General features: G+C 56.3%; 27 protein-coding genes, 1 tRNA gene and 1 pseudogene. 17 read left to right on the top strand and 12 right to left on the bottom strand.

The window, feature by feature from the left end; all coding sequences use genetic code 11:
- Positions 1-28 precede the first annotated feature (28 nt).
- Positions 29-286: an RNA chaperone Hfq gene (hfq, locus tag B7444_RS13135; RefSeq protein ID WP_007284018.1), complete on the top strand. Its 258-nt coding sequence runs from the start codon at positions 29-31 to the stop codon at positions 284-286.
- 6 nt (positions 287-292) lie between these two features.
- Positions 293-1,591: a GTPase HflX gene (gene hflX / locus B7444_RS13140; RefSeq protein ID WP_007284017.1), complete on the top strand. Its 1,299-nt coding sequence runs from the start codon at positions 293-295 to the stop codon at positions 1,589-1,591.
- Here hflX and B7444_RS13145 read toward each other — a convergent pair.
- The 4 genes from B7444_RS13145 to B7444_RS13160 form a co-directional block, all read right to left on the bottom strand.
- Positions 1,564-2,730, bottom strand: coding sequence for an OpgC family protein (locus tag B7444_RS13145; RefSeq protein WP_035729190.1), 1,167 nt, complete (start codon positions 2,728-2,730; stop codon positions 1,564-1,566). The genes hflX and B7444_RS13145 overlap by 28 nt on opposite strands.
- A 206-nt stretch (positions 2,731-2,936) precedes the next feature.
- The gene (locus B7444_RS13150) at positions 2,937-3,362 is read right to left on the bottom strand and encodes a cupin domain-containing protein (protein ID WP_007284015.1); all 426 of its coding nucleotides are present in this window, start codon (positions 3,360-3,362) and stop codon (positions 2,937-2,939) included.
- Positions 3,362-3,988: a cupin domain-containing protein gene (locus B7444_RS13155; RefSeq protein ID WP_007284014.1), complete on the bottom strand. Its 627-nt coding sequence runs from the start codon at positions 3,986-3,988 to the stop codon at positions 3,362-3,364. Before B7444_RS13155 ends, B7444_RS13150 begins: the two co-directional genes overlap by 1 nt.
- An 83-nt stretch (positions 3,989-4,071) precedes the next feature.
- Positions 4,072-5,526 carry a SulP family inorganic anion transporter gene (locus B7444_RS13160; protein ID WP_007284013.1) on the bottom strand — a complete coding sequence of 485 codons (1,455 nt, stop codon included), beginning with the start codon at positions 5,524-5,526 and terminating at the stop codon, positions 4,072-4,074.
- Positions 5,527-5,655: 129 nt separating this feature from the next.
- Here B7444_RS13160 and B7444_RS13165 point away from each other — a divergent pair, with 129 nt between their 5' ends.
- From B7444_RS13165 to B7444_RS13175, 3 genes are all read left to right on the top strand, one after another.
- Positions 5,656-6,576 carry an SDR family oxidoreductase gene (locus B7444_RS13165; protein WP_007284012.1) on the top strand — a complete coding sequence of 307 codons (921 nt, stop codon included), beginning with the start codon at positions 5,656-5,658 and terminating at the stop codon, positions 6,574-6,576.
- Between the two features lie 78 nt (positions 6,577-6,654).
- Positions 6,655-6,730 (top strand) — tRNA-His (locus B7444_RS13170).
- A gap of 796 nt (positions 6,731-7,526) precedes the next feature.
- On the top strand, positions 7,527-7,778 hold the full coding sequence (locus B7444_RS13175; RefSeq protein WP_035729188.1) for a hypothetical protein: 252 nt from the start codon (positions 7,527-7,529) through the stop codon (positions 7,776-7,778).
- 17 nt (positions 7,779-7,795) lie between these two features.
- On the opposite strand, the gene B7444_RS13180 is transcribed toward B7444_RS13175, so the two are convergent.
- The 3 genes from B7444_RS13180 to B7444_RS13190 form a co-directional block, all read right to left on the bottom strand.
- Positions 7,796-8,740, bottom strand: a complete 945-nt coding sequence (locus B7444_RS13180; RefSeq protein ID WP_007284010.1) for a DMT family transporter — start codon at positions 8,738-8,740, stop codon at positions 7,796-7,798.
- 100 nt (positions 8,741-8,840) lie between these two features.
- Positions 8,841-9,740 (bottom strand): NAD(P)H-binding protein, encoded by a 900-nt coding sequence (locus B7444_RS13185; RefSeq protein WP_007284009.1) that lies wholly within the window; start codon positions 9,738-9,740, stop codon positions 8,841-8,843.
- Complete coding sequence (locus tag B7444_RS13190; RefSeq protein WP_231502775.1) at positions 9,737-11,149, bottom strand: hypothetical protein; 1,413 nt, start codon at positions 11,147-11,149, stop codon at positions 9,737-9,739. Before B7444_RS13190 ends, B7444_RS13185 begins: the two co-directional genes overlap by 4 nt.
- A gap of 325 nt (positions 11,150-11,474) precedes the next feature.
- On the opposite strand from B7444_RS13190, the gene rplM reads away from it, so the two are divergent.
- The 4 genes from rplM to B7444_RS13220 all read left to right on the top strand — a co-directional run bounded on the left by rplM (position 11,475) and on the right by B7444_RS13220 (position 15,382).
- Positions 11,475-11,948: a 50S ribosomal protein L13 gene (gene rplM / locus B7444_RS13200; RefSeq protein ID WP_016738117.1), complete on the top strand. Its 474-nt coding sequence runs from the start codon at positions 11,475-11,477 to the stop codon at positions 11,946-11,948.
- Positions 11,949-11,957: 9 nt separating this feature from the next.
- Entirely contained in the window at positions 11,958-12,449 is a 492-nt protein-coding gene (rpsI, locus tag B7444_RS13205; RefSeq protein ID WP_007284005.1) for a 30S ribosomal protein S9, read from the top strand.
- Between the two features lie 191 nt (positions 12,450-12,640).
- Complete coding sequence (locus B7444_RS13210; RefSeq protein ID WP_016738116.1) at positions 12,641-13,720, top strand: branched-chain amino acid aminotransferase; 1,080 nt, start codon at positions 12,641-12,643, stop codon at positions 13,718-13,720.
- 240 nt (positions 13,721-13,960) lie between these two features.
- Positions 13,961-15,382, top strand: coding sequence for a mannose-1-phosphate guanylyltransferase/mannose-6-phosphate isomerase (locus B7444_RS13220; protein ID WP_007284002.1), 1,422 nt, complete (start codon positions 13,961-13,963; stop codon positions 15,380-15,382).
- Positions 15,383-15,394: 12 nt separating this feature from the next.
- On the opposite strand, the gene B7444_RS13225 is transcribed toward B7444_RS13220, so the two are convergent.
- Both B7444_RS13225 and B7444_RS13230 read right to left on the bottom strand, forming a co-directional pair.
- Positions 15,395-15,982, bottom strand: coding sequence for a nucleotidyltransferase family protein (locus tag B7444_RS13225; protein WP_007284001.1), 588 nt, complete (start codon positions 15,980-15,982; stop codon positions 15,395-15,397).
- Entirely contained in the window at positions 15,982-16,950 is a 969-nt protein-coding gene (locus B7444_RS13230; RefSeq protein ID WP_007284000.1) for an XdhC family protein, read from the bottom strand. The genes B7444_RS13225 and B7444_RS13230 overlap by 1 nt, the downstream gene beginning before the upstream one ends.
- Positions 16,951-17,095: 145 nt before the next feature.
- On the opposite strand from B7444_RS13230, the gene B7444_RS13235 reads away from it, so the two are divergent.
- The 7 genes from B7444_RS13235 to B7444_RS13265 all read left to right on the top strand — a co-directional run bounded on the left by B7444_RS13235 (position 17,096) and on the right by B7444_RS13265 (position 22,098).
- Positions 17,096-18,292: a molybdopterin molybdotransferase MoeA gene (locus B7444_RS13235; protein WP_231502774.1), complete on the top strand. Its 1,197-nt coding sequence runs from the start codon at positions 17,096-17,098 to the stop codon at positions 18,290-18,292.
- Positions 18,282-19,319: a GTP 3',8-cyclase MoaA gene (moaA, locus tag B7444_RS13240; protein WP_081603796.1), complete on the top strand. Its 1,038-nt coding sequence runs from the start codon at positions 18,282-18,284 to the stop codon at positions 19,317-19,319. Before B7444_RS13235 ends, moaA begins: the two co-directional genes overlap by 11 nt.
- An 18-nt stretch (positions 19,320-19,337) precedes the next feature.
- Positions 19,338-19,820, top strand: coding sequence for a cyclic pyranopterin monophosphate synthase MoaC (gene moaC, locus B7444_RS13245; RefSeq protein WP_007283997.1), 483 nt, complete (start codon positions 19,338-19,340; stop codon positions 19,818-19,820).
- The gene (locus B7444_RS13250; RefSeq protein WP_007283996.1) at positions 19,817-20,644 is read left to right on the top strand and encodes a MoaD family protein; all 828 of its coding nucleotides are present in this window, start codon (positions 19,817-19,819) and stop codon (positions 20,642-20,644) included. Before moaC ends, B7444_RS13250 begins: the two co-directional genes overlap by 4 nt.
- On the top strand, positions 20,641-21,144 hold the full coding sequence (locus B7444_RS13255) for a molybdenum cofactor biosynthesis protein MoaE (RefSeq protein ID WP_007283995.1): 504 nt from the start codon (positions 20,641-20,643) through the stop codon (positions 21,142-21,144). The genes B7444_RS13250 and B7444_RS13255 overlap by 4 nt, the downstream gene beginning before the upstream one ends.
- 196 nt (positions 21,145-21,340) lie before the next feature.
- Complete coding sequence (locus B7444_RS13260; protein ID WP_186004342.1) at positions 21,341-21,901, top strand: hypothetical protein; 561 nt, start codon at positions 21,341-21,343, stop codon at positions 21,899-21,901.
- A gap of 17 nt (positions 21,902-21,918) precedes the next feature.
- Positions 21,919-22,098: a hypothetical protein gene (locus tag B7444_RS13265; protein ID WP_007283993.1), complete on the top strand. Its 180-nt coding sequence runs from the start codon at positions 21,919-21,921 to the stop codon at positions 22,096-22,098.
- A gap of 3 nt (positions 22,099-22,101) precedes the next feature.
- Here B7444_RS13265 and B7444_RS13270 read toward each other — a convergent pair.
- Both B7444_RS13270 and B7444_RS13275 read right to left on the bottom strand, forming a co-directional pair.
- Positions 22,102-22,301 (bottom strand): annotated as a pseudogene (locus B7444_RS13270) (TOBE domain-containing protein).
- Between the two features lie 125 nt (positions 22,302-22,426).
- Complete coding sequence (locus B7444_RS13275) at positions 22,427-23,566, bottom strand: type III PLP-dependent enzyme (RefSeq protein ID WP_016738113.1); 1,140 nt, start codon at positions 23,564-23,566, stop codon at positions 22,427-22,429.
- Positions 23,567-23,951: 385 nt separating this feature from the next.
- Here B7444_RS13275 and B7444_RS13280 point away from each other — a divergent pair, with 385 nt between their 5' ends.
- Positions 23,952-25,097 (top strand): YihY/virulence factor BrkB family protein, encoded by a 1,146-nt coding sequence (locus B7444_RS13280; protein ID WP_007283990.1) that lies wholly within the window; start codon positions 23,952-23,954, stop codon positions 25,095-25,097.
- A 30-nt stretch (positions 25,098-25,127) separates the two neighbouring features.
- Here B7444_RS13280 and B7444_RS13285 read toward each other — a convergent pair whose 3' ends face one another.
- On the bottom strand, positions 25,128-25,760 hold the full coding sequence (locus tag B7444_RS13285) for a septal ring lytic transglycosylase RlpA family protein (protein ID WP_007283989.1): 633 nt from the start codon (positions 25,758-25,760) through the stop codon (positions 25,128-25,130).
- Between the last annotated feature and the right edge of the window lie 39 nt (positions 25,761-25,799).

Below are 25,799 nucleotides of genomic sequence, written 5' to 3' on the forward strand. Positions count from 1 at the left end.
TTTTCAGGACCGGCGAGACAACAGCACAGTGACGTCAGAACCTTCCAATTCTCCCGCCGGAACACAGACCGTGCAGGAGGTTTTTCTCCAGCATCTTCGTCAGGCTGAAGCGCCGGTTACGGTGTTTCTGGTTAATGGTGTGAAGCTCCAGGGGGTTGTGGCCCAGTTTGACGGCCAGACTCTGCTTCTGCGCCGTGATGGGCATGTTCAGCTCATTTACAAACATGCCATCAGTACAATCATGCCGGTGGGAGCGCTCCCACGCTTTACGGAAAATGAACTTTGAGCGGATTTGATACCAAGAAGCCTGCTACACAGCGCTGCTGTCATTCTTCCCTGGGAAAAGACAGGACCACAGGAAGACATCCGGGCCGCTGATGCCCGACTGGAAGAAGCGGTTGGTCTAGCCGCCTCCATCGGGCTTGTTATTGTCCGTCAGGCCGCAATCCTGCTGCGGGCCAGACGCCCTGCAACACTTCTGGGAAGCGGACAGGTCGAACAGCTTGCCGAGGCAGTGAAGCTCGATCAGGTTGATGTTGTCATCATTGATGCGCGCCTTTCTCCGGGCCAGCAGCGTAACCTTGAAAAGGCCCTTGGCTGCAAGGTTATGGACCGGACCGGCCTTATTCTCGATATTTTCGGTGCCCGTGCGGCAACGCGTGAAGGTGTGCTTCAGGTTGAACTGGCACATCTGGAATATCAGCGTTCACGTCTTGTCCGCCTGTGGACCCATCTTGAGCGTCAGCGTGGTGGCTTTGGCTTCCTTGGCGGCCCGGGTGAAACCCAGATGGAGGCAGATCGGCGGATGCTTGCCGAGCGGATTGGCAAGATCAAGAAAGAACTGGAGCAGGTGCGTCGGACGCGTGGCCTGCATCGTGATGCCCGCAAGCGTGTTCCTTTCCCGATTGTGGCTCTGGTAGGTTATACGAATGCGGGTAAATCAACGCTGTTCAATGCTCTGACTGGCGCTTCGGTCCATGCTCAGGATCAGCTTTTCGCAACGCTTGATCCGACCATGCGGGCGCTTCGTCTGCCTTCAGGACGGAATGTTATTCTGTCCGACACGGTGGGCTTCATCAGTGACCTGCCGACGGAACTGATTGCTGCCTTCCGGGCGACGCTTGAAGAAGTATCTCAGGCGGATGTCATCCTCCATGTGCGTGACATTGCTCATCCGGACAGCGCAGCGCAGCGGGCTGACGTTCTGAATGTTCTGGACGGCATGGTGCGGGATGGCATGCTGGACGCCCAGTGGCCGGAACGGACGATCGAGGTTCTGAACAAGGCCGATCTGATGGGTGGTGTTGAAGCTGTTCCGAAGCGGGAAAATGCAGTCGCTATCTCAGCGATCACTGGCGATGGTATTCCTGATCTTTTCGAGACGCTGGACCAGTATCTGACACAGGCCATGCTGGATATCAGAGTCCAACTCTCCCTTCAGGATGGTGCGGCCCTTGCCTGGCTATACCAGCATGGTGAAGTCGTGGAGCGTCTGGATCATGAAAATGGGATGGATGTGTCTGTCCGTCTGTTTCCCATGGATCAGGAAAGGTTCGAGATCAGCTATCCGGGACGCACGGTTGCCGTTTGAAGGGCCGTGCTGGCTCTGGCCGCTTTCGCTCTCTGGCGAGAGCGATCCAGCGGGACAGCCATGGCGAATGTCAGGAGCAGCCCCAGAACATTGATGAGGATCTGAAGTCCGAGGCCCGTGCCAAAACTGCCAAGGATCAGGCGTCCCAGCAGGTCAAGAACCGTCCCGAACGAGAACACTTCCAGAGAGTTTCGACCCAGAAGGGCCAGAACCTGCCCCAGTCGATCTGCGGATAAGCGCCGCAACAGGCTGGATGACTGAACAAGGTAAAAGATCGACATGATGTCAAACAACCGCCAGATGGCGAGGGTTGCTTTGCCATTATTGAGGGGCGCAGGGAAAAGTCTCAGGCTGCCAAGGTGCCAGTATTCATAAGGAAAACACAGGATAAATGCGCCGATCAGGTAGCCGCTGCAGAGCACTTTGGCCCACGTACGGGAGGGAAGATCGCCATTATGCCGTGAGGCCCAGACCGCTCCCACTACCCCCAGAATATAGAGAAACTGCCAGCCGAATGGGTTGAGATACCAGCCATTCGAGTCCAGCCAGTTTGGAATGGTAATGTGTGGATCAATATTGGCGGCGCCCCAGATTGCAGAACTGATACCTAGCAGAAGCCAGGTACTCTTTTTGAGAACGGCATAAATCAGCGGAAACAATGCCAGAAGAACAATGTAAACTGGCAAAATATTCAGGTAGCTGGGCAAAGCATCGAATGTCAGGGTGCGCCAGAGCCATCCGTAACCATGTGCCAGTTGCGGCTCAAGAATATAGTCGGGTACGGGTTCGTAATGGCGCCAGTGCCGAACCGTCCAGACGAAGACAAGCGTCAGGGCCGTTTGATAAAGATATAGCTTGGTGCAGCGGGAAAGAATGCGCCTGATGCCGCTGCTCCAGCCTGCCCGGTCGATTAGCCGGCCATAGGCCAGATAAGACGCATATCCAGCGAGCAGGACGAAAATCTCGGCAGCGTCAGCGAAACCGAAATTCCGGATCGTAATGCGATTGATGAGGTTATCTGGCACATGGTCTGCCAGCATCATTAGCAAGGCAGCCCCCCGCAATGCATCGACACGATGATCGCGGGTATGTTTGCGCGGTAAAGGTTGCGCTTCGGACGAAGAGACGGGCAGCTGCATAAGGCTTTAATACAGTTTCCGTTCAACCGGAGTATGGAGGCCCGATTACCGCAACATTAAAGATTGTATGGAAAACTGGACAGGCGACAGCAGTCTAATCGTTTTACCTGCTTCATCGCCCAGTCAGGAAAAGGTTTTTAATACTAAATCACAATCAGAACTATTAAAATTTCTGAAGGAAATTGAGTGCTTCAGAACGGAGAAAATTAATGGTTCTGGGTTTGCACATAATCATTAGCCGTAAAGGGCGGGGCAGAAATTGCGTAAAAGCTGAGAGATGAGTTGGCCGCGGCAGCAATATGGTGTTTGAGGTGTGGGCTGATGCGGACAATATCACCTGCCTGAACCGGTGAAATGTCCGACCCGAGCCAGACAGTGCCTTTGCCTTCATGGATGAGATAGATCTCTTCGGATGTCCTGTTATAGCTTTCCGGGTAGGCTGTTCCGGGCGCCAGAGTGAATAAAGCAATACTCTGATGGGTCGAAAGCAGGACGGAACGGATACCTACGAACTCCTGCAATGTACTTCCGGGGGCAGGGTAAATGGCAGGAACATGTGCGGGGTGTACGACCTGAGCTGCAGCGAGGGTGGGTGCAAACAGGAGCGCTAGAATGCCGGGCCTGATGTTCATCAAGGTTGGTCCTTCGTACGGGTCAGGGCAGTAATCTGTTTGCGGAATGCGGGATAACGCTGACTTAGGGCCTTGCGTTCGCCAGGCTGAAAATCTTCCGGAATAAATCCGGGAGCCATTGTTGTGCCTACAAAAGACCAGCCGCCGGGTCCAACCGGGGCTGAACCCTGCCAGACATTTTCAGGCACGACATAGGCCGGATGGTCACGATCCAGCACAATTTCTTCTGCAATGCCGTCCGGGTGCAGCAGGAGGAGATGGACGGGATCTCCAGAATAGAAGTGCCAGATTTCGGCTGTCTTGAGTTTGTGCAGCGCGGAAAAATCCCGCCGGGTTTCGACAAACAGGATAGCCGTCGAGAGAGGATGCGTAATCCCGTCATAGCGTTCTGGAAGGGCTGATCCCGGAATGGTCTCGGCTGTACGCTGTAGCTGTGCAAACCATCCGCCCTCTACGGGCACGCGCTGCATCTTGTAATGTTTGATGAGAGCTTGAGCGGCAGCTGGCATAGGTGCATCAGCACCACTTGAAGAAGTGGATATAACCGGGCGTGCTGTTGCTGAAGAAAGCAATCCTGCGACAAGCAGACAGCCAGGCAGAAGGCAGGCACTTAAAAAGCGGGGCATCCGAAGGAATTTCCTCTGACGGTCGCGAGGTCAATACTTTTACCCCGCTTCCGGTTCAGACGCGATGGTTCCTGTTGACAAGGTTACATTGCGAGCAGGGCATTGTCAGACTGGGACGCGATGATGCTGTGCTGGTCCTGTTTCAGGCCAACAACTTCTACTGCCCGACCATGGCTTCGGAGCTTGTCCAACGTCTTTTCGAGAATCTGAACGGACGTGACATCCCAGAAACGGGCATGTGTCAGATCCAGGACGACAGTTTCAGCATCCGTCAGATAATCGATTGCATCATACAGACCATCTGCGGAGGCGAAGAAGACCTGTCCTGTAATTGTATAGGTTTCCGTCGGTCCGTCACGATGACTGCTGACCGTCAGAAGGCCTGCGGCTCTCCAGGCAAAGAAGACCCCTGACAGCAATACGCCAGCCAGAACGCCAGCCGCGAGATCATGCGTCAGAACAACCACAGCGACCGTCACCAGCATGATCAGGGTCGAGAGTTTCGGCTGACGAAGCATGTCACGCAGGCTGTTCCACGAGAATGTGCTGATGGACACCATGATCATGATGGCAACAAGCGCAGCCATGGGCACCTGACCGACCCAGCGATGCAGGAGAACCATCAGGGCCAGCAGGAATGCGCCGGCTGTGAAAGTCGAAAGACGGCCCCGCCCACCATAACGCAGATTGCCAACCGTCTGGCCAATCATGCCGCAGCCTGCGATGCCACCAAAAGCGCCAACGAGAATGTTGGAAATGCCGAGACCTGTGCATTCCATGCGCTGGTTGCCATGCGTATCTGTCAGATCATCGACGACAGAAGCGGTCATCATGGACTCAAGCAGCCCGACCGCTGCCATGGCGATGGCATAGGGAAGAACGACCGAAAGCGTAGCCCAGTCGAAACTGACATGAGGAAAAGTCAGGTGAGGGAGACCGGTGGGCAGTTCTCCCAGATCCGACACCGTATGAACCGGCATCGGATGCAACATCGTGATCGCTGTCAGCAGGACGATACAGATCAGGGGGGAGGGAATGGCATCCGAAATTTTCGGAAGCAGGTAGATAACAACCAGTCCCAGAGCAATAAGGGCGTATGTTTCCCAGCCCACGCCGAGCATCTGCGGCACCTGGGCAGAGAAGATCATGATGGCCAGTGCATTTACGAACCCGGTGCGCACTTCAGCCGAAACGAAGCGCATGACGGCCTGTAGCCGAAGTAATCCGAAGACGATCTGTAGGGCGCCAGCAATCAGTGTCGCGAGGATCATGGCCTGAACGCCATGTGCATGAACGAGAGGGGCGGCGACCAGGGCGACCGAACCGGCGGCTCCCGAAATCATACCCGGCCTGCCACCGAAGATCGCGATTGACACTGAAATCACGAAAGAGGCGAACAGGGAAACGGCCGGAGAAACTCCGGCGATATAGGAGAAGGCAATAACTTCTGGAATGAGGGCGAACGTGCCGACCATGCCGGCCAGAACCTCACGCAGCGGGTTCTGGCCCCACTGGTGGCGGTAGAGAGCGGGTGTCATGTCAGTCCTTTAAGGGCGAAAGGTCAAAAGGGTGCGACGTATTCGGGCCCGGCGCGGCAATGAGACATTCAGTGTAACGCGACTTACCTTTCGAATGAAGCGTTTCCGCCCAAAGATGCCAGAAGATGATTGAACATTCCGTGCCGTCAGGACGTTGGCGTCTCACTGACCATGATGGAGCGTCACATGAGTACCTATCCGAAACCGCCGTTCGACACGCCCTTGCAGGACCGCATTCCCGGCCAGACATCCCAGATGACGCCGAAGCCGGACCATGGAGAACAGAGTTACGTGGGCAGTGGGAAGCTGCGGGGGAAGGTGGCCATTATTACGGGCGGGGATTCCGGTATTGGCCGCGCCGTAGCCATTGCGTTTGCCAGGGAAGGGGCGGACGTTGCCCTGTCATTCCTGCCAGAAGAAATGGATGACGCCCGCGAGACAGCACTCTGGGTCGAGAAAGCAGGGCGTAAGGCGTTGCTTCTGCCGGGTGACATCAAGGAGCGGTTCGTCTGCAAGGAAATCGTGGACAAGAGTGTTGCGGAATTCGGCAAGGTGAATGTGCTGGTGAACAACGCAGCGTTTCAGATCGAACGGAATTCTCTGGATGAAGTCAGTGAAGATGAGTGGGATCTAACATTCGATACCAATTCAGGTGCCGTTTTCCGGCTGTCTCGCCTTGTTGTGCCGCATATGCCTGAGGGCGGATCTCTGATCCATACGATCTCGGTGAATGCCGACAGGCCAAAGCCGAAACTTCTCGCTTATTCCGCGACCAAAAGCGCCATTCTGAATTTTAGTGGCGGTCTGGCAGAATTGCTTGCCGACAAGGGCATTCGGTCCAATACGGTTGCGCCTGGCCCGATCTGGACGCCTCTAATTCCGGCGACGATGGATGGTGAGCATGTCCGGAATTTTGGCGCGGATGGTCCGATGAAACGACCAGGCCAGCCCGCCGAACTTGCTGCGGCCTATGTTTTTCTGGCAAGCGATGAGGCAAGCTATGTCTCAGGGGCGAATATCGCTGTGACGGGTGGCGTGCCCGTCATCTGAACTGAAAAATTTGTAGAAAAGTTCGAGAAAGGGCTGGACGCCTGCTTCGGCTTTCTCTAAAGAACGCATCGCTGTGTGGCGGATGTAGCTCAGTCGGTAGAGCGCCGGTTTGTGGTACCGGTTGTCGCGGGTTCGATCCCCGTCATTCGCCCCAGCAATCTTTTTTCAAGTTAAATCAACGAGTTAGTGTTCTGGAACTTTTTGGGTTCCAGCGCTGCGTTACACGTTCACCGTTACATCTTTTGGATTACTCCAAGGGTGTTTGAAGGCGTGTATCAACTGCTTCTGAGGCGTCGAAGTTACGCTGTCAGGTTCACAATCTCAAAGGATCGCTGGGCAGACGTTGGGGCCGTTAAAGGCTCTTCCAATGGTCTGTGTCGGGAGGTCGTGCGAACGCTGGGCACAAGAGACAGTTGTGAATCTATCAGGCGTCGAGATGAAGCGGCTGCAGCTATTCGCTTACAGATCAGCCAACCCCTTTTAGAAGCTGGATGGGGGCCGTTAAAAGGTGATTGGAAGCCTTCTTGGGCGAGACCAACACAAGCATTTCCAAGTGTCCATCTGAGGCCGTTCAGAGTGCTTCTTGGCCTTTGCTGAATACATTTCCGATAGATTGCCAGGTCCCAGATCAAAGCACGCTCTCACGCGACCGAAGGCACTTTGGGCGTTCTGCTAACCCGATGGCATCGCGAGCTAGACGGGCAGATCACGAACGAGCTTTTGGATCAGAACAGACTATCTTTGAGGTATATTGAAGTATCTCTCTTGAGGTGGTGGTGCATGGATGCCATTGCGAAGTTTCGACGAGACTGTCCTATCAGAGGAGTATTGGTGATCTGCTCCTGGATGACTCCTGGTTACAAAATCTCCAGCAGGATGGATTTGTCTTGACTGATTTCGTATCGGTGTTGCAATTTTCTATGCAGGAGCTTTGAACAGGGAGCCTTGTCATGGAAAGACCGTGGTTCGCGGCGAAGCGATATGGCTATGGGGCCGGCCGGGCTATTACTTGGGAAGGGCGCGTCACGATCATGGCGTCCATTGGAATTATTGTTCTGAGCAATCTGTTCATGATGTGGGCCAAGAGCATCCCGGTTATGGTGATATCCGCCTTCGTGGATCTGGCGACTGTCATCGGATTGCTCTGGATATGCTCCGTGAAAACAGAAGGGGGATGGAAGTGGCGCTGGAAAGGCGAATAACGTCTTCATCCCTGGTGCTACAAATAATTTTTATGGGCGGCCGATTGTGGTTCAGACGTGTGATGTCGGCGCCAGTGTTCTTCCAGTACTATACGTTCGTATCTGAGTTTTTGCCGGATCCAGTGCAGCATCCCGGAGAGCGTGACGACCATAATCCCTACAAAAGTCCAGGTATCCAGCGGCTGATGAAAGAGCAGGTAGCTGAACACTACGGCCCAGATCATCTGGCTGTACTGAGGTAAGGCAACGCGATTGGCGGGAGCAAGAGCTGTAGCCATCATCATGAAAAGCTGTCCGAGAGCTGCCAGAAACCCGTATCCCAACAGAAGGGCCCATGTCGCGGCCCCATGTGGCCAACTCGCATGCATCAGCATCAGAAGCCCGTCCCCGATCAGGGGGCCGAAGAGGCTGGATCCAAACAGGGACAGTCGGGCGTTGTTATTGCCAGCCAGTCGATAAGCAATGACGCTGGCGGCATTTGCTGCGGCTGCAATGACGGCGCACAAATGGCCAAGATGAAATGCCCGGACGCCGGGGCGCAGGACAATCAGAACGCCCAGAAAACCGACGACTACGGAGAGCCATGTCCAGCCTGAGACCCTTTCCTTGAGAAGTCCGACGGAAATCAGAGTGACGAAAAAGGGCATCAGGAACATGAGCGCCAGAGCTTCTGGCATGGGCAGAAGCATGAAGGCCATGACACTGGCAGCCGTCGAAACAAAGGTGGAAATGGCACGCAATAGCCACATGGATGGCCGGTCGGTTGCAAAAATGTCGGAATAGGGCTCGTGGGGTCGTCGGATGAAGGGCAGGATCAGAAAACCCAGAACGCCTCCCGAAAAAGCCACTTCAAAAGGGTCAAGTTGCCCTGCCAGTCCTTTGGAACAGGCATCGCTGATTGAGAAGAGCGCAAACCCAATAAAGGACAGCATCATGCCTGATGACAGAAACGTCATTTTCATCTGAGGTGTTCCCCTTTGCGGGCCGGGCCCGCGTAGGGAACAATGAAAACCTCATGGATCGAGCCGTCAATGTTTCAGAAGATGAAAATTTTCGTTCTGCTCAGACCGGATTTGAAGGCGGCGCAGACAAAAGCTGCTGTAATCCGGTTTCGAGCGGGATGGGATTGATCCCAAGTCGGTTACGCATGGGCGTGATGTCGAAATTCTTGTCTTCCAGCAGTCGCCGCACTTCTTCGGGGGCTATTTTGGGCAGCTTTGGGAGATGCCGCGTTACGCGCGACGCTGCCATCAGAAGCCATCCGGGCAGGGAGATGACCGGGCGACCTCCAAGACCGGAGAAGTACAGGATCATTCGCACGAACGTCCGGTACGGAACGGCGTTCGGTCCAGCAATGACGAGGCTCTCAGGCCCGCTGACCTTGCCTGCAAGAAGCAGATTGATCGCCGCGATGACGCTGCGTGTAACGTCCTGCTGATTGATGGGCTGAACCAGAGAGCGACCACCGCCAGGAAGGGGAATAATCGGCAGGCGTTCCAGAAGAAGGGCAAGACGCTGTACGTTATCTTCCCCCTGCGCGCCATAAATCATGGTGGGGTGAAGCAGGATGGACGGTCGGCCATCGGCCTGTAACGCGGCTTCGCCTGCCAGAACGCCTCGTCCATGGTCATCAAGCCATCGAGTAAACTTGCGCGTACTGCCCAAAGCGACAATGGGGGCGTGAGTGGCAGCAAGAATGTCGGGCAGATGCCGGGCATGTGCTGTGTTGACGACAACGGCTGCATTTTCGAGTGCAATCGGCAAAGCAACGGAATCGGTCACGTCTGCCTGACGGACAGCAACGCAGGCATCAGCAAGGTCCGGGGCCAACTTGCCGCGATTGCGAACAACAGCGATGACCCGGTTTCCGTTTTCAATCAGCGCGCGACAGAGAGCCGTCCCTGAGCGTCCACTGGCTCCGATGACGCAGATATTCCCTGTTTCGTCCGTAGGGTGGGTCATTGCGCACTGACCGTCAGGCTATCAGGTGAAAGTAGCGACATGACGCCAACGGGCGTAGACGCCAATGTGGAAAGCGCACTGAGAGCCATGGGCGGCTTGGGCGCAAAAACGATGGACAGCGTTCGGTTATTGGGATTGGCGACGTAATCCGGCAGGACAGCGAGAGATGGATAGGGCGACAGAGCCATTTCCATACCTTGTGCCAGAGTGGTCCGGGCCTGATCCTGCTCAGTGCTATTCAGGGGATGACCAGCATTTACGGATGGAAGAATCTGAACAAGGCGATCGCCATGCAGGCTTAGGGTCATTTGAACCAGTCGGACTGCGTCCTGAAGGGTCTGGGGCGATTTGGCTTTGAGTTGCTGATCGGATGGTCCGGTCATGTCCATGGTGAAATGAAAGTCCGTCAGGTCGGGCACTGCCAGAAGGCCCTGAGCGTGTACTGCGCCCGTCGCTGCTGTCCGCTCCTGTGTGTAGGTGAATGTGGAGTGCAGACCATCAATATGAATGGGTGTCTTTGTTTGAGGGGCATGGAAATGAAATCCCTGGCCTTGAAATGTGCTGCTGTCCTTGCCGTTCTGCCGCGCCCCTTTGCCTGTCAGTGTATCCAGCGTGAAAGATCGATCTGAGGAGATGATCTGGGCATTGGAGAGTTTCAGACTCTCAACGGGCGGGATGGCAGAGAGCGCGGTCTTGCCGGTTTGCTGAGTAGCGACCCAGGCGGAAAGTTCAGGCTGTGTGAGTTTGAAGTCCTGCAGGGCCAACTGCATTGACGCCATGTGAGAAGTTCGATCTGCCTGCAGGGCCGTGCGGGAAATAATCGCCATGGCATTCTGGGTTGTGACGGTTGTCGTTCGACCGGGGCCGTAGCTGTCGATCTGAACACTATCGATTGTCAGGCTGTTGAAATGGGTACCGTTGGGTTGAAGGACCTGAGACAGATTCTGGATAGACAGATGATCAACGGTGCCGCGGTCCAGATTGATGTGGCCGAGATCCAGTGCATCCACACCGCTTTTGCCGATTGTGGACGGTGGTGTGACAAGATGTGTCATGTGCGCGCTGTGAGCGCGAATGATGCTGTTGGGAGCCTGGAAAGTCGGATCTTCCATATCCAGATGCGACAGGGTCAGGCCGCCGTCAGGAGTCGGAATGGGATGACCGAGCCGCATGGTATGAGCGCGGAATGTCAGATTCCCATTCTGGAGAACCACGTCTGTCAGGAGGGCTCCGCGGGCCAGAATGGCAGGGCGGGCAGAGGCGTAAGTCAGGGTCGCGCCAGCGGGAAGAGCGGCGCGGAACCGCGAAATTCCACGATCGAGTGCGACGGTCGCGGCATGGTTGATACCAATGGCGCTTATTCCTGCAATGACCGCGAGCAGGCTCGCTGTGAGCCAAGGGCGTTTCACGTTGTTTTTCCCGTTTTTCGTCAGCACTGGGGATAGGACGTCACAGTCCCGAAAAGTGGCGGCACGATACCACTCTGGGCGTCAGGGGCAAATCCGAGGCACGAAAAATACGGTATTATAATACCTCATCATTAAAAATGGCGGTAAACTGCGCCGAATCATCTGTCATGATTCAAAAAGATGACTTGACGGAAAGGCTCAGGACCGCAATAAGGCCGCACCTGATCCGCTTTCAGGGCAATGGTCTTCCTTCGGGACAAGCCATCGCTGCTGAAAGCGCCATCCACGGCGCGGTTCTGCCGCGCCCCAAGCTGGAATGTCACAGATGAAGACCACACGTTCGCTGAAGCCGGCGGAGGTGACGAAGAACTGGGTGCTGATCGACGCCGAAGGGCTCGTTCTCGGCCGTCTCGCCACCATCATCGCTACCCGTCTCCGCGGCAAGCACAAGCCACAGTTCACCCCGCACGTCGACTGCGGTGACAACATTGTTGTCATCAACGCAGAAAAGGTCGTGCTGACGGGTAACAAGATTGGCCAGAAGCTGTTCCATTACCACACGGGTCATCCGGGTGGCATCAAGGAGCGCACCATCACGCAGCGTCTCACGGGCAAGAACCCGGGTCACGTTGTCGAGAAGGCTGTCGAGCGCATGATCACACGTGGTCCGCTGCAGCGCGCTCAGATGAAGCACCTCTATGTTTACGCTGGTTCCGAGCACCCGCATGACGGTCAGAAGCCTGTCAAGCTGGACGTTGCTGCCCTGAACCGCAAGAACACCATCTCACACGAGTCGTAAGGCCTGACCATGTCCGAGACCCAAGAGCGCACCGGCACGCTGCAGGACCTTGCGAGCGTTGCTCCTGCAGTAGCCACCAATGCCGCCCCGGTTCACGAAGTAAAGCGTGACGCCCAGGGCCGTTCCTACGCTACCGGCCGTCGTAAGGGCGCCGTGGCTCGCGTATGGATCAAGCCTGGCAAGGGTGACATCATCGTCAATGGCCGTACGGTCACGACGTATTTTGCCCGTCCGGTTCTGCGTATGCTTCTCACGCAGCCGTTCCTGATTGCTGATCGTTACAACCAGTTCGACGTGTATTGCACGGTTGCTGGTGGCGGTCTGTCCGGTCAGGCCGGTGCGGTCCGTCACGGTATTTCCCGTGCACTGACGCATTATGAGCCGAGCCTGCGCGGCATCCTGAAGGCTGCTGGCTTCCTGACGCGTGACAGCCGTATTGTCGAGCGTAAGAAGTACGGCCGCGCGAAGGCACGTCGTTCCTTCCAGTTCTCGAAGCGCTGATTTCTCAGCTTTTCGAAGCTTTGGAGAAACCCCGGTCATTCTGTGGCCGGGGTTTTTTCATATCTGGCGCGCAAACTTTAATGTCCGTTATTGAAGAGATTTAGAAATAATATTTCCCTATCGCCTCTCTGGAACTCCTGTGGCAGAGTGCCCCGCACGTTTATCAGAGCAGCTTGCGGAAGTTCTTTTCCATGACGACATTTACCATTGAGAAAACCGACACCCCGACCGATCCCGCACGTCGTGCGGAGCTTCTGGCCAGTCCTGCTTTTGGTCGTGTCTTCACCGATCACATGGCGATCATTCGCTATACCGAAGAAAAAGGCTGGCATGACGCCAAGGTAACGGCTCGTCGCCCGCTTAGCATCGACCCGGCGTCCACGGTGCTGCATTACGGTCAGGAAATCTTCGAGGGCATGAAAGCCTATCGGGAAGCGGATGGACATGTGGCGACGTTCCGTCCGGAGGCCAATGCGTCGCGTTTTGCTGCGTCAGCGAAGCGGATGGGCATGGCTCCTCTTCCGGAAGACCTGTTTATTCAGGCAGTGGACGAACTGGTTCGTGTTGATCAGGACTGGGTTCCCTCTGGCGAGGGGCAGAGCCTTTACCTGCGTCCGTTCATGATTTCCAATGAAGTGTTCCTTGGTGTGAAGCCGGCGACGGAATATCTGTTCATCGTGATTGCATGTCCGGTTGGTGCGTATTTCAGCTCCGGCTGTGTGTCCGTCTGGGTTTCCGAATTTTACACACGCGCTGCGATCGGCGGTACGGGTGAAGCGAAGTGTGGCGGCAACTATGCCGGCAGTCTGGTTGCCCAGGCCGAAGCCAAGGAAAAGGGCTGCGACCAGGTTCTGTTCCTGGATGCGCGCGAGCGTCGCTTCGTCGAGGAAATGGGCGGGATGAACGTTATGTTCGTCCGGAATGACGGCAAGATCGTTACGCCTCCACTTGGTGGTACCATTCTTCGTGGCATCACCCGCGACAGTCTGGTCAAGCTGGCTGGGGATCATGGTATTGAAGTGCTTCAGGAGCCAGTAGAGATCGACGAACTGTTCGCGGGTGCGGCGTCCGGCAAGTACACTGAAGCATTTGCCTGTGGCACGGCCGCCGTGCTCTCACCTATCGGCAAGCTGATCCGGCCTTCAGGTGAAGCCATTTTTGGTGATGGCAAGACGCCTGGCCCTGTAGCGGTGAAGCTCAAAACCCTCCTGACGGATATTCAGGGTGGGCGTACGAATGATGTTCACGGCTGGGTCCATCGGATCGTTTGAGATTTAAAAGCGCTCCGTGCTTTTGGTCAGCGGAGCCTTGGCGAGATGTGCATGGCAGGCTGTATCGCGGAACGTGATAGAGCCTGTCACACGCGTTTCGCTTTATATTTTCAAACAGATCTGGCTTGCCTTTCCCGGGCTTGAACTGGCACTCCTGCCAGTGCTTTGTGAAACTATACCCCGATATGGCGCTCCCACGTCTGTGGCCGCCTTTTACGCGGTGGAAAGAATATCTGCTCCATGGTTCAGCATGTCGTCCCGGTAATCCTGTCAGGTGGTTCAGGAAGCCGTCTCTGGCCTGTCTCTCGCAAGAGCTATCCCAAGCAGTTCTGGCCCCTCCTGAATGACAGGACCCTGATTCAGGAAACGGCTCTTCGTGGCCAGATTGCTGGTTTTTCAGACCCTGTCGTCATCTGTAATTCAGAGCACCGTTTTATCGTAGCCGAACAGTTGCGCGATGCCGGGATTCAGAAGAGCAGGATCGTTCTGGAGCCAGCCGGACGGAACTCCGCGCCTGCCATTGCTGCAGCGGCTTTCATGGTTGCGGAGCAGGATCCGGATGCCATTCTGTGGATTATGGCTGCGGATGCGGCCATTACGGATGAAGAGGCTCTTCGTGGTGCTCTTGGAAAAGCGATTGAAGCGGCAGATGCTGGGCGTATTGTCACGTTCGGCATGAGGCCGACCCGGCCTGAAACCGGCTATGGCTACATCGAAGTTGGTGCTGAACTGAATGGTGTTCGCGGTGTCTATGACGTGTCCCGCTTTATCGAGAAGCCGGATGCCGCCAAGGCGCTGAAACTCTGCAATTCCGATCAGTATCTCTGGAATTCCGGGATGTTCGTTGTGAAGGCCAGGGTCTTCCTTCAGGAAACAGAGCGGTATGAGCCACGCATCCACGAAACTGTCGGCCAGTCTGTCCGCAACCGCCACACGGATATGGATTTCGAGCGGCTTGAAGAAAAGAGCTTTGCAGCCGCACCAGACATTTCGGTCGATTACGCGATTGCCGAACGCACGGAACTGGCTGCTGTTGTGCCAGGCAGCTTTGGATGGTCCGATATTGGAAGCTGGGATGCTCTGTGGGATCTGAGCGCGAAGGACGAGGATGGAAATGCCGCGATTGGCGATGTGTTTCTGGACGGCGCGAAGAACTGCTACGTCCGGTCTGACGGGATTGTGGCGACTGTAACAGGTGTTGATAACCTGATCGTGGTTGTCACGCCGGATGCGGTCATGGTCTCGCATCGGGACCGGGCGCAGGATGTCAAACACATGGTGTCACGTTTGACGCAGGTCGGGCGAAAGGAAGCGACGTCTCATAACCGGTGTTATCGCCCGTGGGGCTTCTATGAGAGCCTCATTCAGGCGGACCGTTTTCAGGTCAAACGCATCGTGGTGGAACCGGGGGCCAAGCTCTCGCTTCAGAAGCATTTTCATCGGGCAGAGCACTGGGTCGTAGTAGGTGGCACGGCGCTTGTCACGCGCGATGAAGATCTGGTTCTGGTGCGTGAGAACGAGAGCGTCTATCTGCCGCTAGGGTGTGTTCACCGTCTGGAAAACCCTGGCAAAATTCCGTTGACACTAATTGAGGTCCAGTCTGGTCCCTATCTTGGTGAAGACGATATCGTGCGTATCGAGGACGTTTACGCCCGCAGTTAAAGGAGTATGCGCTCAGGTGGGCTGGTCTATCCAGCCTGCTTTGACCGCTTCTGCCAGTTGCTCTGGCGTGTCGAGATCTTCCAGTAGTTCTGGAGCCTGGATTTTCAGAGGTGGATTGTCTTTCCAGAGATCCCGGAAGCCTTTGTCTCCCTGGAGTTCTGATGCCTTTGCCAGTGTTTCCGCAGTAAGGCGTACTGGGATGCCCTGAGCGTCCGGGCGGTACTGCGAGACGATATTCCGCTCCACGCTGTGTTCCAGTAGTTGCATCAGGTGCATAAGCGTCAGGCGCGGCTGATCTGTTCCTGCAATCAGGACGGCATCCGGGCTGCCTTTGAGGGATTTTGCCGCGGATTGAAGAGAACTGGCCAGACCGGTTTTCCAGTCTGGATTGCGGCAGATTTCTACAGGAAGTCCAATGAGGGCGGCTTCAACGGCCTCCGCGTTCCCCCCAGTGACAATGATCAACCTGTCTGACTGTGTCTGGAGCATAAGGTCCGCGACATGGCGCACAAGCGGAATGCCCTGTCGCATGAGGAGTTGTTTGGGCTGCCCGAGCCGGCGACTGCCACCTGCGGCCAGAAGAACGGCATTATGAGACATTATACGGGCCGATGCGCGGTAACCTGAGACAGAATGGAAAGCGCGATTTCCATCGGGTTGCGGGCGTTGATATCCACGCCTGCCGGTAAATGAAGTTTTTCAAGTTCGGCAGTTTCAATACCTGATGCTTTCAGGGCTGCCAGACGGCTTGTGATCTTGCGGCGGCTTCCCAGAATTCCGACACAGAAGGCATCGGACTTCAGGGCTTTAGTGGCGATTTCCAGATCGGTATGGGCATCATGGGTCAGCGTGTACACGGCGGTCCACCCATCCAGGGGTAATTCCTCGAGACACTCTTCCAGGCGTCTGCGATCATAATGGTCCGTGGTTATCATGCTGGGAGGGAGAACTGGTCCAAGCGGGCGAAGCAGGAATGTCTCGACGTTGAACTGGGGGGCCAGCTTCAGAAGGGCGAGCGTGACAGGATCCCCACCGGCGACGACAATTCGGAGGGGAGGGGGATAGAACCGTGCGAATGTCTTTCCCTCTTCAGATGGGGGCGCATGATGCGTGAACTGCATCGTCCCTGTCTGAAGATCCGTCACGATGGCAATGGCCTGACGTGCTTCACGGGCTTTCCGCAATTGCGCAACATGTGCGACCAGATCCACTATGGGTCTAACAAAAATACTGATCCGGCCCCCGCAGGTGAGCTGGATGTCAAGAACAGGGCTGCCTGCACCATAGTCCAGAAGGCGAGGGCGAAGCTCTTTCAGGCACTCCAGGGCTTCTGCTGCAACAGCGGCTTCCACACATCCGCCAGAAACATACCCCTGAACGTCTCCGCTGCTGGAAATGGCCATTTCACTGCCCAACGGGCGGGGCGAAGATCCGGTAATGGAGACGAGTGTGGCAAGAGCGGCCTGCTTGCCCTGCGCCAGCCATGCTTCCAGTGTGGGAAGGAGATCATCAGTCAGGCCGTATTCCGGCCATTGGGGAAGAGGAGCAAGCCTGTCCGGCCCCATCATGAAATATCCTTTCCTTTACGAGCCCAGGAGACTAATCCCAAATGCGATTATGACATAGCCTGTCCTGCACAGGAGTTGATCCGTACCGCAGCAGGTCTATATCGGCAGGAATGAACTCCAGCACGGGTAATCAGTGGAGCGGAAATTGGTTGAACTCCTGAGTGTCGCACAGGCCGTGGATCTGGTTCTGGGGTATGCGGGCCATTTTGGAACCGAGCAGGTTTCATTGGCCGAGGCGTCAGGCCGTATTCTCCAGCAGACCATCTGTGCTGAACGTGCTCAGCCTCCTTATGATCGTGTCATGATGGACGGTATCGCCTACCGTTATGGAACCGGGCCGGTTCTGGGCTGTCAGGGCATTCAGCGCGCAGGTGTGCCGGGACAGGCCCTCCCTGAAGGCAATGCCTGTCTTGAAGTCATGACAGGTGCAGTCTTGCCTCCGGGAGCAGATACGGTTGTCCCCGTCGAACGGTTGGTTCGGGATGGAAAGCATATTCGTTTTGAGGACGGCTACGCGCCCGAAAAAGGCCAGTTCATTCACCGCAAGGGGGCGGACTGCGTAGCGGGACATGAATTGCTCGCCCCGGGGCTGCGTTTGAATGGGCCGGCTCTGGCTGTTCTGGCTGGAAATGGTCATGCGACTGTTGAGGTGTCCAGTATTCCGTCAATTGGCATCATCGCGACGGGTGATGAACTGGTCGAAGTTGGTGCTTCGGTCAGGGATTGGGAAATCCGGCGTTCGAATGAATATGCGCTGACGGGCGCGCTGGCTTCACGGGGATTTACCCGTCTTGAACGATCGGTCGTTCCGGATGATCTCGCCGAGACGATGCTGGCGCTGGAAAAGCAGCTCGCCAGACACGATGTTCTGGTTCTCAGCGGGGGCGTTTCCATGGGACAGTTCGATCACGTGCCGACAGCTTTGATGAAACTTGGGGTAGAGCGTGTCTTTCACAAGGTCGCGCAACGTCCAGGTAAGCCGCTCTGGTTTGGTGTTGGCCCTGAAGGACAGCGTGTTTTCGGCCTGCCTGGGAACCCGGTCTCGGCGACCTGTTGTGCCACGCGCTATGTTATTCCCATGCTTCTGGCGGCGCAGGGCGTCGAGCGACCCGAGACGTATTCCGTGGAATTGACTGTGGATGCAGCGCGTGTCGCGACGCTAACCCGTTATCTTCCGGTCCGCGTGACGCACGACGGTTCCGGGCGTGCGCTGGCGACACCGTATCCGATGCCAACCTCAGGCGATTTCAGCTTCCTTGCCGCGACAGATGGCTTCGTGGAACTGGCGCCAGGTGAAGGCGCTGCTCCTGCCGGGTCTCACGCTGTTTTTCATGGCTGGTAGTTCACTCACATCTTCTGTTCGGGATCGTTTCCAGCGACCTCTGCATGATCTCCGGATTTCCGTGATGGACCGGTGTAATTTCCGGTGTCCCTACTGCATGCCGGAAGCGACGTATCATGAGCATTTCCGGTTTCTGGAGCCTAAGGAAAGACTGAGTTTCGACGAGATTGTCCGGGTGGCTCGGGCAGCCGTTTCGCTCGGCGTCACCAAGTTGCGCCTGACTGGGGGGGAGCCACTTCTTCGGCCTGAGCTGCCTTCTCTGGTTCGCCGTCTTGTTGATATTCCAGGCGTTGAAGATGTAGCCCTGACGACAAATGGCGTTTTGCTGGATCGTCATGCCATGGCCCTCAAAGATGCTGGGCTGGGTCGGGTTACGGTTAGCCTCGACAGTCTGGACCCTGCGATTTTTTCTCGTATGAGCGGGGGGCGTGCCCAGCTTGAACCGGTTTTGACAGCGATCGAGAAGGCGAATGTGCTCTCGTTTTCCGGCGGCGTGAAGGTGAATACCGTCGTGCAACGTGGTGTGAACGATACCGGGGTGGAAGATCTTGCCGCCCGGTTCCGGCATACCGGCATTATCGTGCGATTTATCGAATACATGGATGTGGGAACGCGTAATCACTGGGAGCTGAAGGAAGTCGTTCCATCCCGTGATCTTGTAGCGCAACTGAATGCGCGTTGGCCGCTGGAACCTCTTGGGCCTCAGTATCAGGGAGAGGTCGCCCGTCGATATCGCTATCAGGATGGCGGCGGTGAAGTCGGGTTTATTTCGTCGGTTACGGCACCGTTCTGCGGTGACTGTTCCCGGGCCCGGCTGTCCTCAGACGGACAGATCTACACCTGCCTGTTTGCATCTAAGGGAACGGATTTACGCGGGATTCTGCGGGGTGATGCAGATGACGACGCTCTTCGGGAACAGCTTGCTTCCGTGTGGCGGGGGCGGACGGACAGGTATAGTGAAGAGCGCGTAGCAGGTGAGACCAATCCGGCGTCACACCGGATCGAAATGAATTATATTGGCGGTTAGATCGGGAGGCCGGGACAGATGAAAACGCTCACCCATGTTAACGAACGTGGCGAAGATCCGCGGATGGTGGATGTCAGCGGCAAGGATGTCACAGAGCGCACGGCTCATGCGCAGGCTCGGGTTCTGTTCCCTGCCGATGTAGCAAAAACCCTGAGCGATGCTGGCTTCATGACAAAGAAGGGCGCTGTTCTGACCGTCGCGCAGATTGCAGGCGTGATGGGCGTGAAAGCGACGTCCCAGCTGATCCCGCTTTGTCATCCCTTGTCCCTCAATGGGTGTCGCGTTGAGATTACAATGGAGGCAGACGAAGCCGTCATTGATTGCAGGGTCTCCTGCCAGGGCAAGACAGGCGTAGAGATGGAAGCCCTGACCGGGGCTTCTGTAGCCGCGTTGACGATTTACGATATGTGCAAGGCGCTTTCGCACGACATGGTCATCCGGGATGTCCGGCTCATGGGAAAGGCTGGTGGGAAGCGGGACTTCCAGCGGATCGGAGCATGAGCCCGCTTTACGGACTGGTTCTCGCTGGCGGTCTCAGTTCCCGTATGGGGCAGGACAAGGCCGCGCTGACCTATCATGGTGAACCGCAGCTTCGGAATGCTTTCGATGCCTTGTCCCCGATGGTCGAGCGGTGCTTCATCTCGGTCAGAAATGGGCAGAAAGACGATCCCCTCCGTGCTGGATTCCCTCTGATCGTTGATGCCGTCGATGTGGATGGTCCAGCCGCCGGCCTTCTGTCTGCCCATCAGGCGTATCCCGATGTGGCATGGCTTGTTCTGGCCTGTGACCTGCCATTGCTGGATCGTATCACGCTGGAAACGCTCATTGGTGCACGCGATGACCAGCATGTCGCTGTGGCTTATCGGAGTGAGCATGATGGTCTGCCGGAGCCGCTCTGTGCCATCTGGGAGCCTGCCGCTCTTGAGGCTCTGGCTCGACAGGTTGAGAATGGCCGGAAATGTCCGCGGAAACTCCTGATCAATAGCGATACCCTGCTTCTGTCTCCACGGACGACAGGTGCCCTGGATAACATTAACACTCCCGAGGAACGCGAGAGCGTATCCCGGCGGCTGGGAGGCCAGATGATCCGCCTCAATGTGGAATATTTTGCTCAGATGCGAGAGCTTGCGGGACAGAAGATTGAAACGGTGGAAACCGCTTTCGGGACTGTCGGACCGCTCTATGAGCAGCTGAAGGAAAAATATGGCTTCCCCTTCGAGGCCTCCCGCCTCCGGGTGGCTTTGAACGGGGATTTTGCGCCATGGACACAGCCCTTGAAGAACGGAGACCATGTTGTGTTCATTCCACCGGTGACGGGCGGATGACGCGCTTCTTGATGGCTGATGCGCCTGCTGACCTGAACGGTCTGCGGGAAGGGCTGCATCTGGCGGAAGCCGGAGGCTTCTGCACGTTCGAAGGCTGGGTCCGCAATAGCAATGAAGGCCGTCCGGTGGATGGGCTGGAATATGAGTCTTATGCCGAACTCGCCGTAAAGGAAGGTGAGCGGATTATCGAAGAGGCTCTGGCCCGTTTCGAGATCAGTCATGCTGTTGCGATGCATCGAACGGGAACGCTTCGGGTCGGGGAGGTTGCCGTCTGGATCGGTGTGTCCGCGGCTCACCGGGATGCTGCTTTCCGGGCTTGCCGTTATATCATCGACGAGATCAAGCATCGGGTTCCGGTCTGGAAGAAAGAGCATTATCTCGACGGAGATGCAGAATGGGTCGCCTGCCATCACTGTCAGACGGTTCCTCGTGCCAGTGATGATGTCCACGATCATGGACATCATCATCACGATCACGGCTCCTGCGGTCACCAGCACTAAACGTTTGCCCGGCGGTCGTTTTTCGCAGGTCGCCGGGTAATTTTTCAGAAAATACAGAGCTTTGCGGTCCACTTTCCAGGAGCGGCAGATCGTCGTGTCTCTTGTGGAATGAGCGATTCAGATCCCATTTTTAGATTGATATTGCAAATCATTCTCAATTAAGGTGTCTCTGGTTCTGCTGATTCGGAGATTGATCATGACACGGACGCCACTTTTCCTGTCTGACCTGTGCTGCTGCGAGCGCCTTGCGCTCTGGAGTATCCGGTGTCTGGTCAGTCGCTACCGACTTCCTTACTGCCACGAAACACGCACAACAGACGGAATGTTCCCCGCATCGTTCCGGCCAGTTCTGGATGCGGCAGAGCGTGCGTTTGAGGATGCCACTCAGCACCTGAAGGAGACGGGTGCGCCAGCCCTCGATATCAATCCGCCAGGATCGCAGGGCCTGAGTGCTATGGAAGAGCGCTTTCTTCAGGGAATCCAGACTGTTCAGAACGAAGGGCAGAAAGAGGTTTTTGCGCTGCTGGCGGATCTGTTTCCCGAGCGTCTGATGCAAGGGTACATCGTGACGGCACTGGCGCTGATTTCGGATTGTATGGCGGGCATCGGTCACTGGCTTCCGCGCCATGAACGGAAAACGGCTGGTGCTGGCGCTCTGTCATCTCTTGCACGCTGGAAAAAGATTCACCCAGCAGACATGCGTGTTCTCTGGCCCCGTGACGTCCCTGCATCGTGGGCAGGCAGAACGCTTCATTAAGGGGGCAGGGTGGAGAAATGAGAGACTATTCGTCCACGCCCAAAGAACTCGAAACAGCAGCGGTTTCATTGCTCATGTTGAGTTTGGGAATTCTCAGTTTCGGCTGGATCGCATGGATAGGCTTTGATCTGACCCTTGAGGAAGTGCTGAATGCCTTCTGGAGGCATGGTCCGGTCTGGTCGATGTTCGGCGAGTAAGCCTCAGTCTACTCCGATCATCACACTGGATGCCTTGATAACGGCATAGGCTTCTTTTCCGACAGCCAGCTCCAGTTCATCCGCGGCCTCGTTCGTAATGGCGCTTGTCTCATGATCGTGCCATTGACGTCGAGTGTGATGTGAGACGTTGTTGCACCCTTTACGATCCGGCTTTTGAGCTGATTGCGTGCGCTGAGTTTCATGTGTCTGTCCCTGCTGATGTGTTTCCACCCAGGGGGTTAACGACATGGCAGGACACCAGTCTCATTTGTAACTACTGCGTCTTCCCGAGAGACCTGGCCAAGCCAGATCTCTCGGACTGAGTGTTTTAGATGTAGTGCTCGGTCAGCGGTGGGAAGCCATTGAAACCGACCGAGCAGTAAGTCGAGACATAGGCGCCGGTTGCCAGGATCTCGATCCGATCTCCGGATTTCAGGCTGTTCGGCAACGGGATGCGGTTCTTTTCGTAAAGAATATCCACACCATCGCAGCTTGGGCCGGCTACGACACAGGGTGAGCGCGTGCTGTCGTTCTCATCGTGAGGCGTGCGGAATGTGTAGCGAATGGCTTCGCCTTCTGTTTCCGCCAGACCACCAAAGCGCCCGATGTCCAGATAAACCCAGCGTGGATCCTTCTCAGCGCCACCGCGGCGGCTGACGAGAATGACCTCGCTGGAGACCAGACCAGCCTGACCCACCATGTACCGGCCTGGCTCAAGCAGGACTTCAGGCTCACCGTCTGGAAAGTGTTCGGCCAATGCTGCACGGATGGCTGTACCAAAATCCTGCACGGACGGGATGTTCTCCCGATAATGCGTCGGGAATCCACCGCCCAGATTGATCATCTGAAGGTCGAGACCTTCCGCACGAAGCTCATGATACAGCGTTGCTGCTTTGGCGATGGCGTGCTGATAGGCGGCAATGCCGGTCTGCTGGCTGCCTACATGGAAGGACAGGCCGTAAGGGTGCAGGCCCAGCTCTTTCGCACGTCGCATGAGATCGCGGGCATGGGCGATCGTTGTGCCGAACTTGCGGGACAGAGGCCAGTCAGCACCTTCGTTTTCGACGGCCAGACGGCAGAAGACGCGCGCGCCAGGTGCATTGGCGGCGATTTTCTCAAGTTCTTCCATGCTGTCCAGCACGAAGAGATCAATCCCCATCGCGCGGGCCTCACGGATGGCCCCGACCTTCTTGAGGGTATTGCCATAGGAGATACGGTCAGCCGTGGCGCCTGCGTCGAGGCACATCCGGATTTCTTCCAGAGAGGCGGCGTCGAAGGAGGACCCGAGAGCGACAAGGCGTTTCAGGATTGCCGGAGCTGGGTTGGCCTTGATGGCATAGTAGATCTTGCCTGACGGAAGCGCGTCATGAAGAGCACGATAGTTGTTTTCCACAACATCGAGATCAACGACGAGGCAAGGAGTTGCCGGCTGTTGCTCGGCAAGAAAACGGGTGATTTTGGGAGTCATGACACTCATTCCCAGAACCGGACTCGTCAGGGAAGAATGACACCCTGCGAGTGTGTTGCGAAACGGTCGAACGGACCAGCGAATAGCGGGGACCCAAACAAACGGGACCCGGAAGGCCAGAACGCTTGACGTCGTTGCGTAACCTCGAGAGGGCCAGTGGCACGTGCGTTGCTGCGTGACGGGGCGTATGAAACCAAAGCTTCGTCGTTGCAAGGGGTATTTTTGCATTATTTGCATTTAGGAAATAATGATGGCCGTGAAATCAGGGCAAATTCGGAACGCAGAAGGCTATTTCTGCGTAATAGCTGGGCCGAACTGATCTTCCGTCTGAAGAGCAGTTCACCTTGCATTCTGCCCATAAACAGGAACTGCCGAGGACCCCTGCGTGAGCTTATTTCCCGATTCTGCGTCAGCTTCCGGCCCTGCGCCGGACGCACCTTCGGACCCTGACCGGAAAACAATCCAGAACGATATGGAACGTGTCAGGCAACTGACGCCCGACCCGGACGAGGAGGATATCCGTCAGGCGCGCAAGCTCGGCCCGGATGCGCCGGGAACAGGGGCAGCCTCTCCGCTCAATATGCCAAAGGCTGGCTGGAAGATCATATTTCGTCAGGTCTTCTCAGAGATAGGCTCATCCCAGACGTCGCTTTCAGCTGCCGGATGCGCATTCTACGCAACCTTGTCGCTCTTCCCGGCCATTTCCAGTCTGATTTCGCTTTATGGTCTGGCTTTTGACCTTCAGACCGTAGAGCCGCAGCTTGAAGTGTTGCGCCATTTACTGCCACCCACCGCGTATTCGCTGATCGGGAACCGGATTCATGAGCTGGTGTCCCAGCCTCATACGTCCCTGACGATAGGCCTGATTTTCTCGCTGTCTGTGGCCCTCTGGTCAGCCTCTGCCAGCACAAAGTCGATTCTTTCGGCTCTGAACATGGCCTATAATACGACCGAAACCCGCGGGTTTCTGCGCTTTCAAGCAACAGCGCTGGCGACGACATTTACGGCGGTGTTTGGTGCCGCTCTCACACTGGCCCTCATGGTCGCGGCGCCAGCCCTTGTTGATTATCTGCCGCGCATCTTGGGGTTCCGGAAACCGCCGCCGCCCTTTGACCTGCTGGTTTCCTATGGTGCGCCGCTGGTTGTTCATACGTTGGCGCCGCTGTTGATGCTGCTGTTCGTCTTCGTGGCGGTGACGATGCTTTATCGTTTCGCGCCGTGCCGTGAAGCGGCAAAATGGCGCTGGATTGTGCCTGGCTCTGCCGTCGCTACAGTTCTGTGGGTTCTGCTGTCCCTTGGATTTTCCTGGTACGTCGCACATTTTGCGAGTTATGGCGCAACGTACGGACCCTTGGGTGCCGTCGCCGCGATCATGATGTGGTTTTTCGTGAGTGCGTATGTCGTGCTGTTCGGCGCGGAGCTGAATGCGGGGCTTGAAGAGCGCGCACGAGGTGCACAACCTCGTATTTCTGGGCTGCCTCAACCTGACCCACTGGTGGCCGAAGCTGTCGCAGCAGAGCATTCGCCCTAATGGTTCAGGGCGAATGCGTTTCCCCGCCGGTTAGTGCTGGCGGGTTCTTTTCCTGGAAGAAGATTGAGAAGAAGCGGCCTGGATGGCTTCTTCACTGGTATCAGCCGAATCGGCTTCAGCCACTTCGCTTGCGACATTCGGGGCTGACATATCCGTTGCTGGATGGTCAGCAACCCGTGCGATCGTGACATGCGCCGTACCGCTATGCAGCATCCCGATACGTTCGGCGGCAGCATGGGACAGATCAATAATCCGGCTGTTGAATGGACCTCGATCATTGACGGTGACGATCACTGACCGGCCCGTGTCCTGAGACGTGACAAGCAGCTTCGTGCCGATTGGCAGGGAGGGATGAGCAGCCGTCATGTCATTGGTGTTGAAGATCTGGCCGCTGCTGGTTCGGCGGCCATGGAAATGACGTCCATACCAACTGGCCATGCCGTGCTGCGTCCAGGATGCTGCCTTGTGCGCTCGGTTCGCGAGGGCGGTTCGTACCGAATCCGCCCAGCTTGTTCTGACTGTCCCCGCTGAACCATCCGGAGACTCGTCGGCCGCATAGGCGACAGAGGCACCGCTCATTCCTGCAAGGGCGACAGCAAAAGTCATGCCGCGCAGAGGAACCAGACGTAAAGATGGGCGTAGGGCAGACAGGACAAAATGCACTAGACTGGTTTCTTCTCCAGTGGACGAAAGCGGGCTCGA

The sequence above is a fragment of the Gluconobacter thailandicus F149-1 = NBRC 100600 genome, assembly GCF_000964465.1.
Lineage (GTDB): Bacteria > Pseudomonadota > Alphaproteobacteria > Acetobacterales > Acetobacteraceae > Gluconobacter > Gluconobacter thailandicus.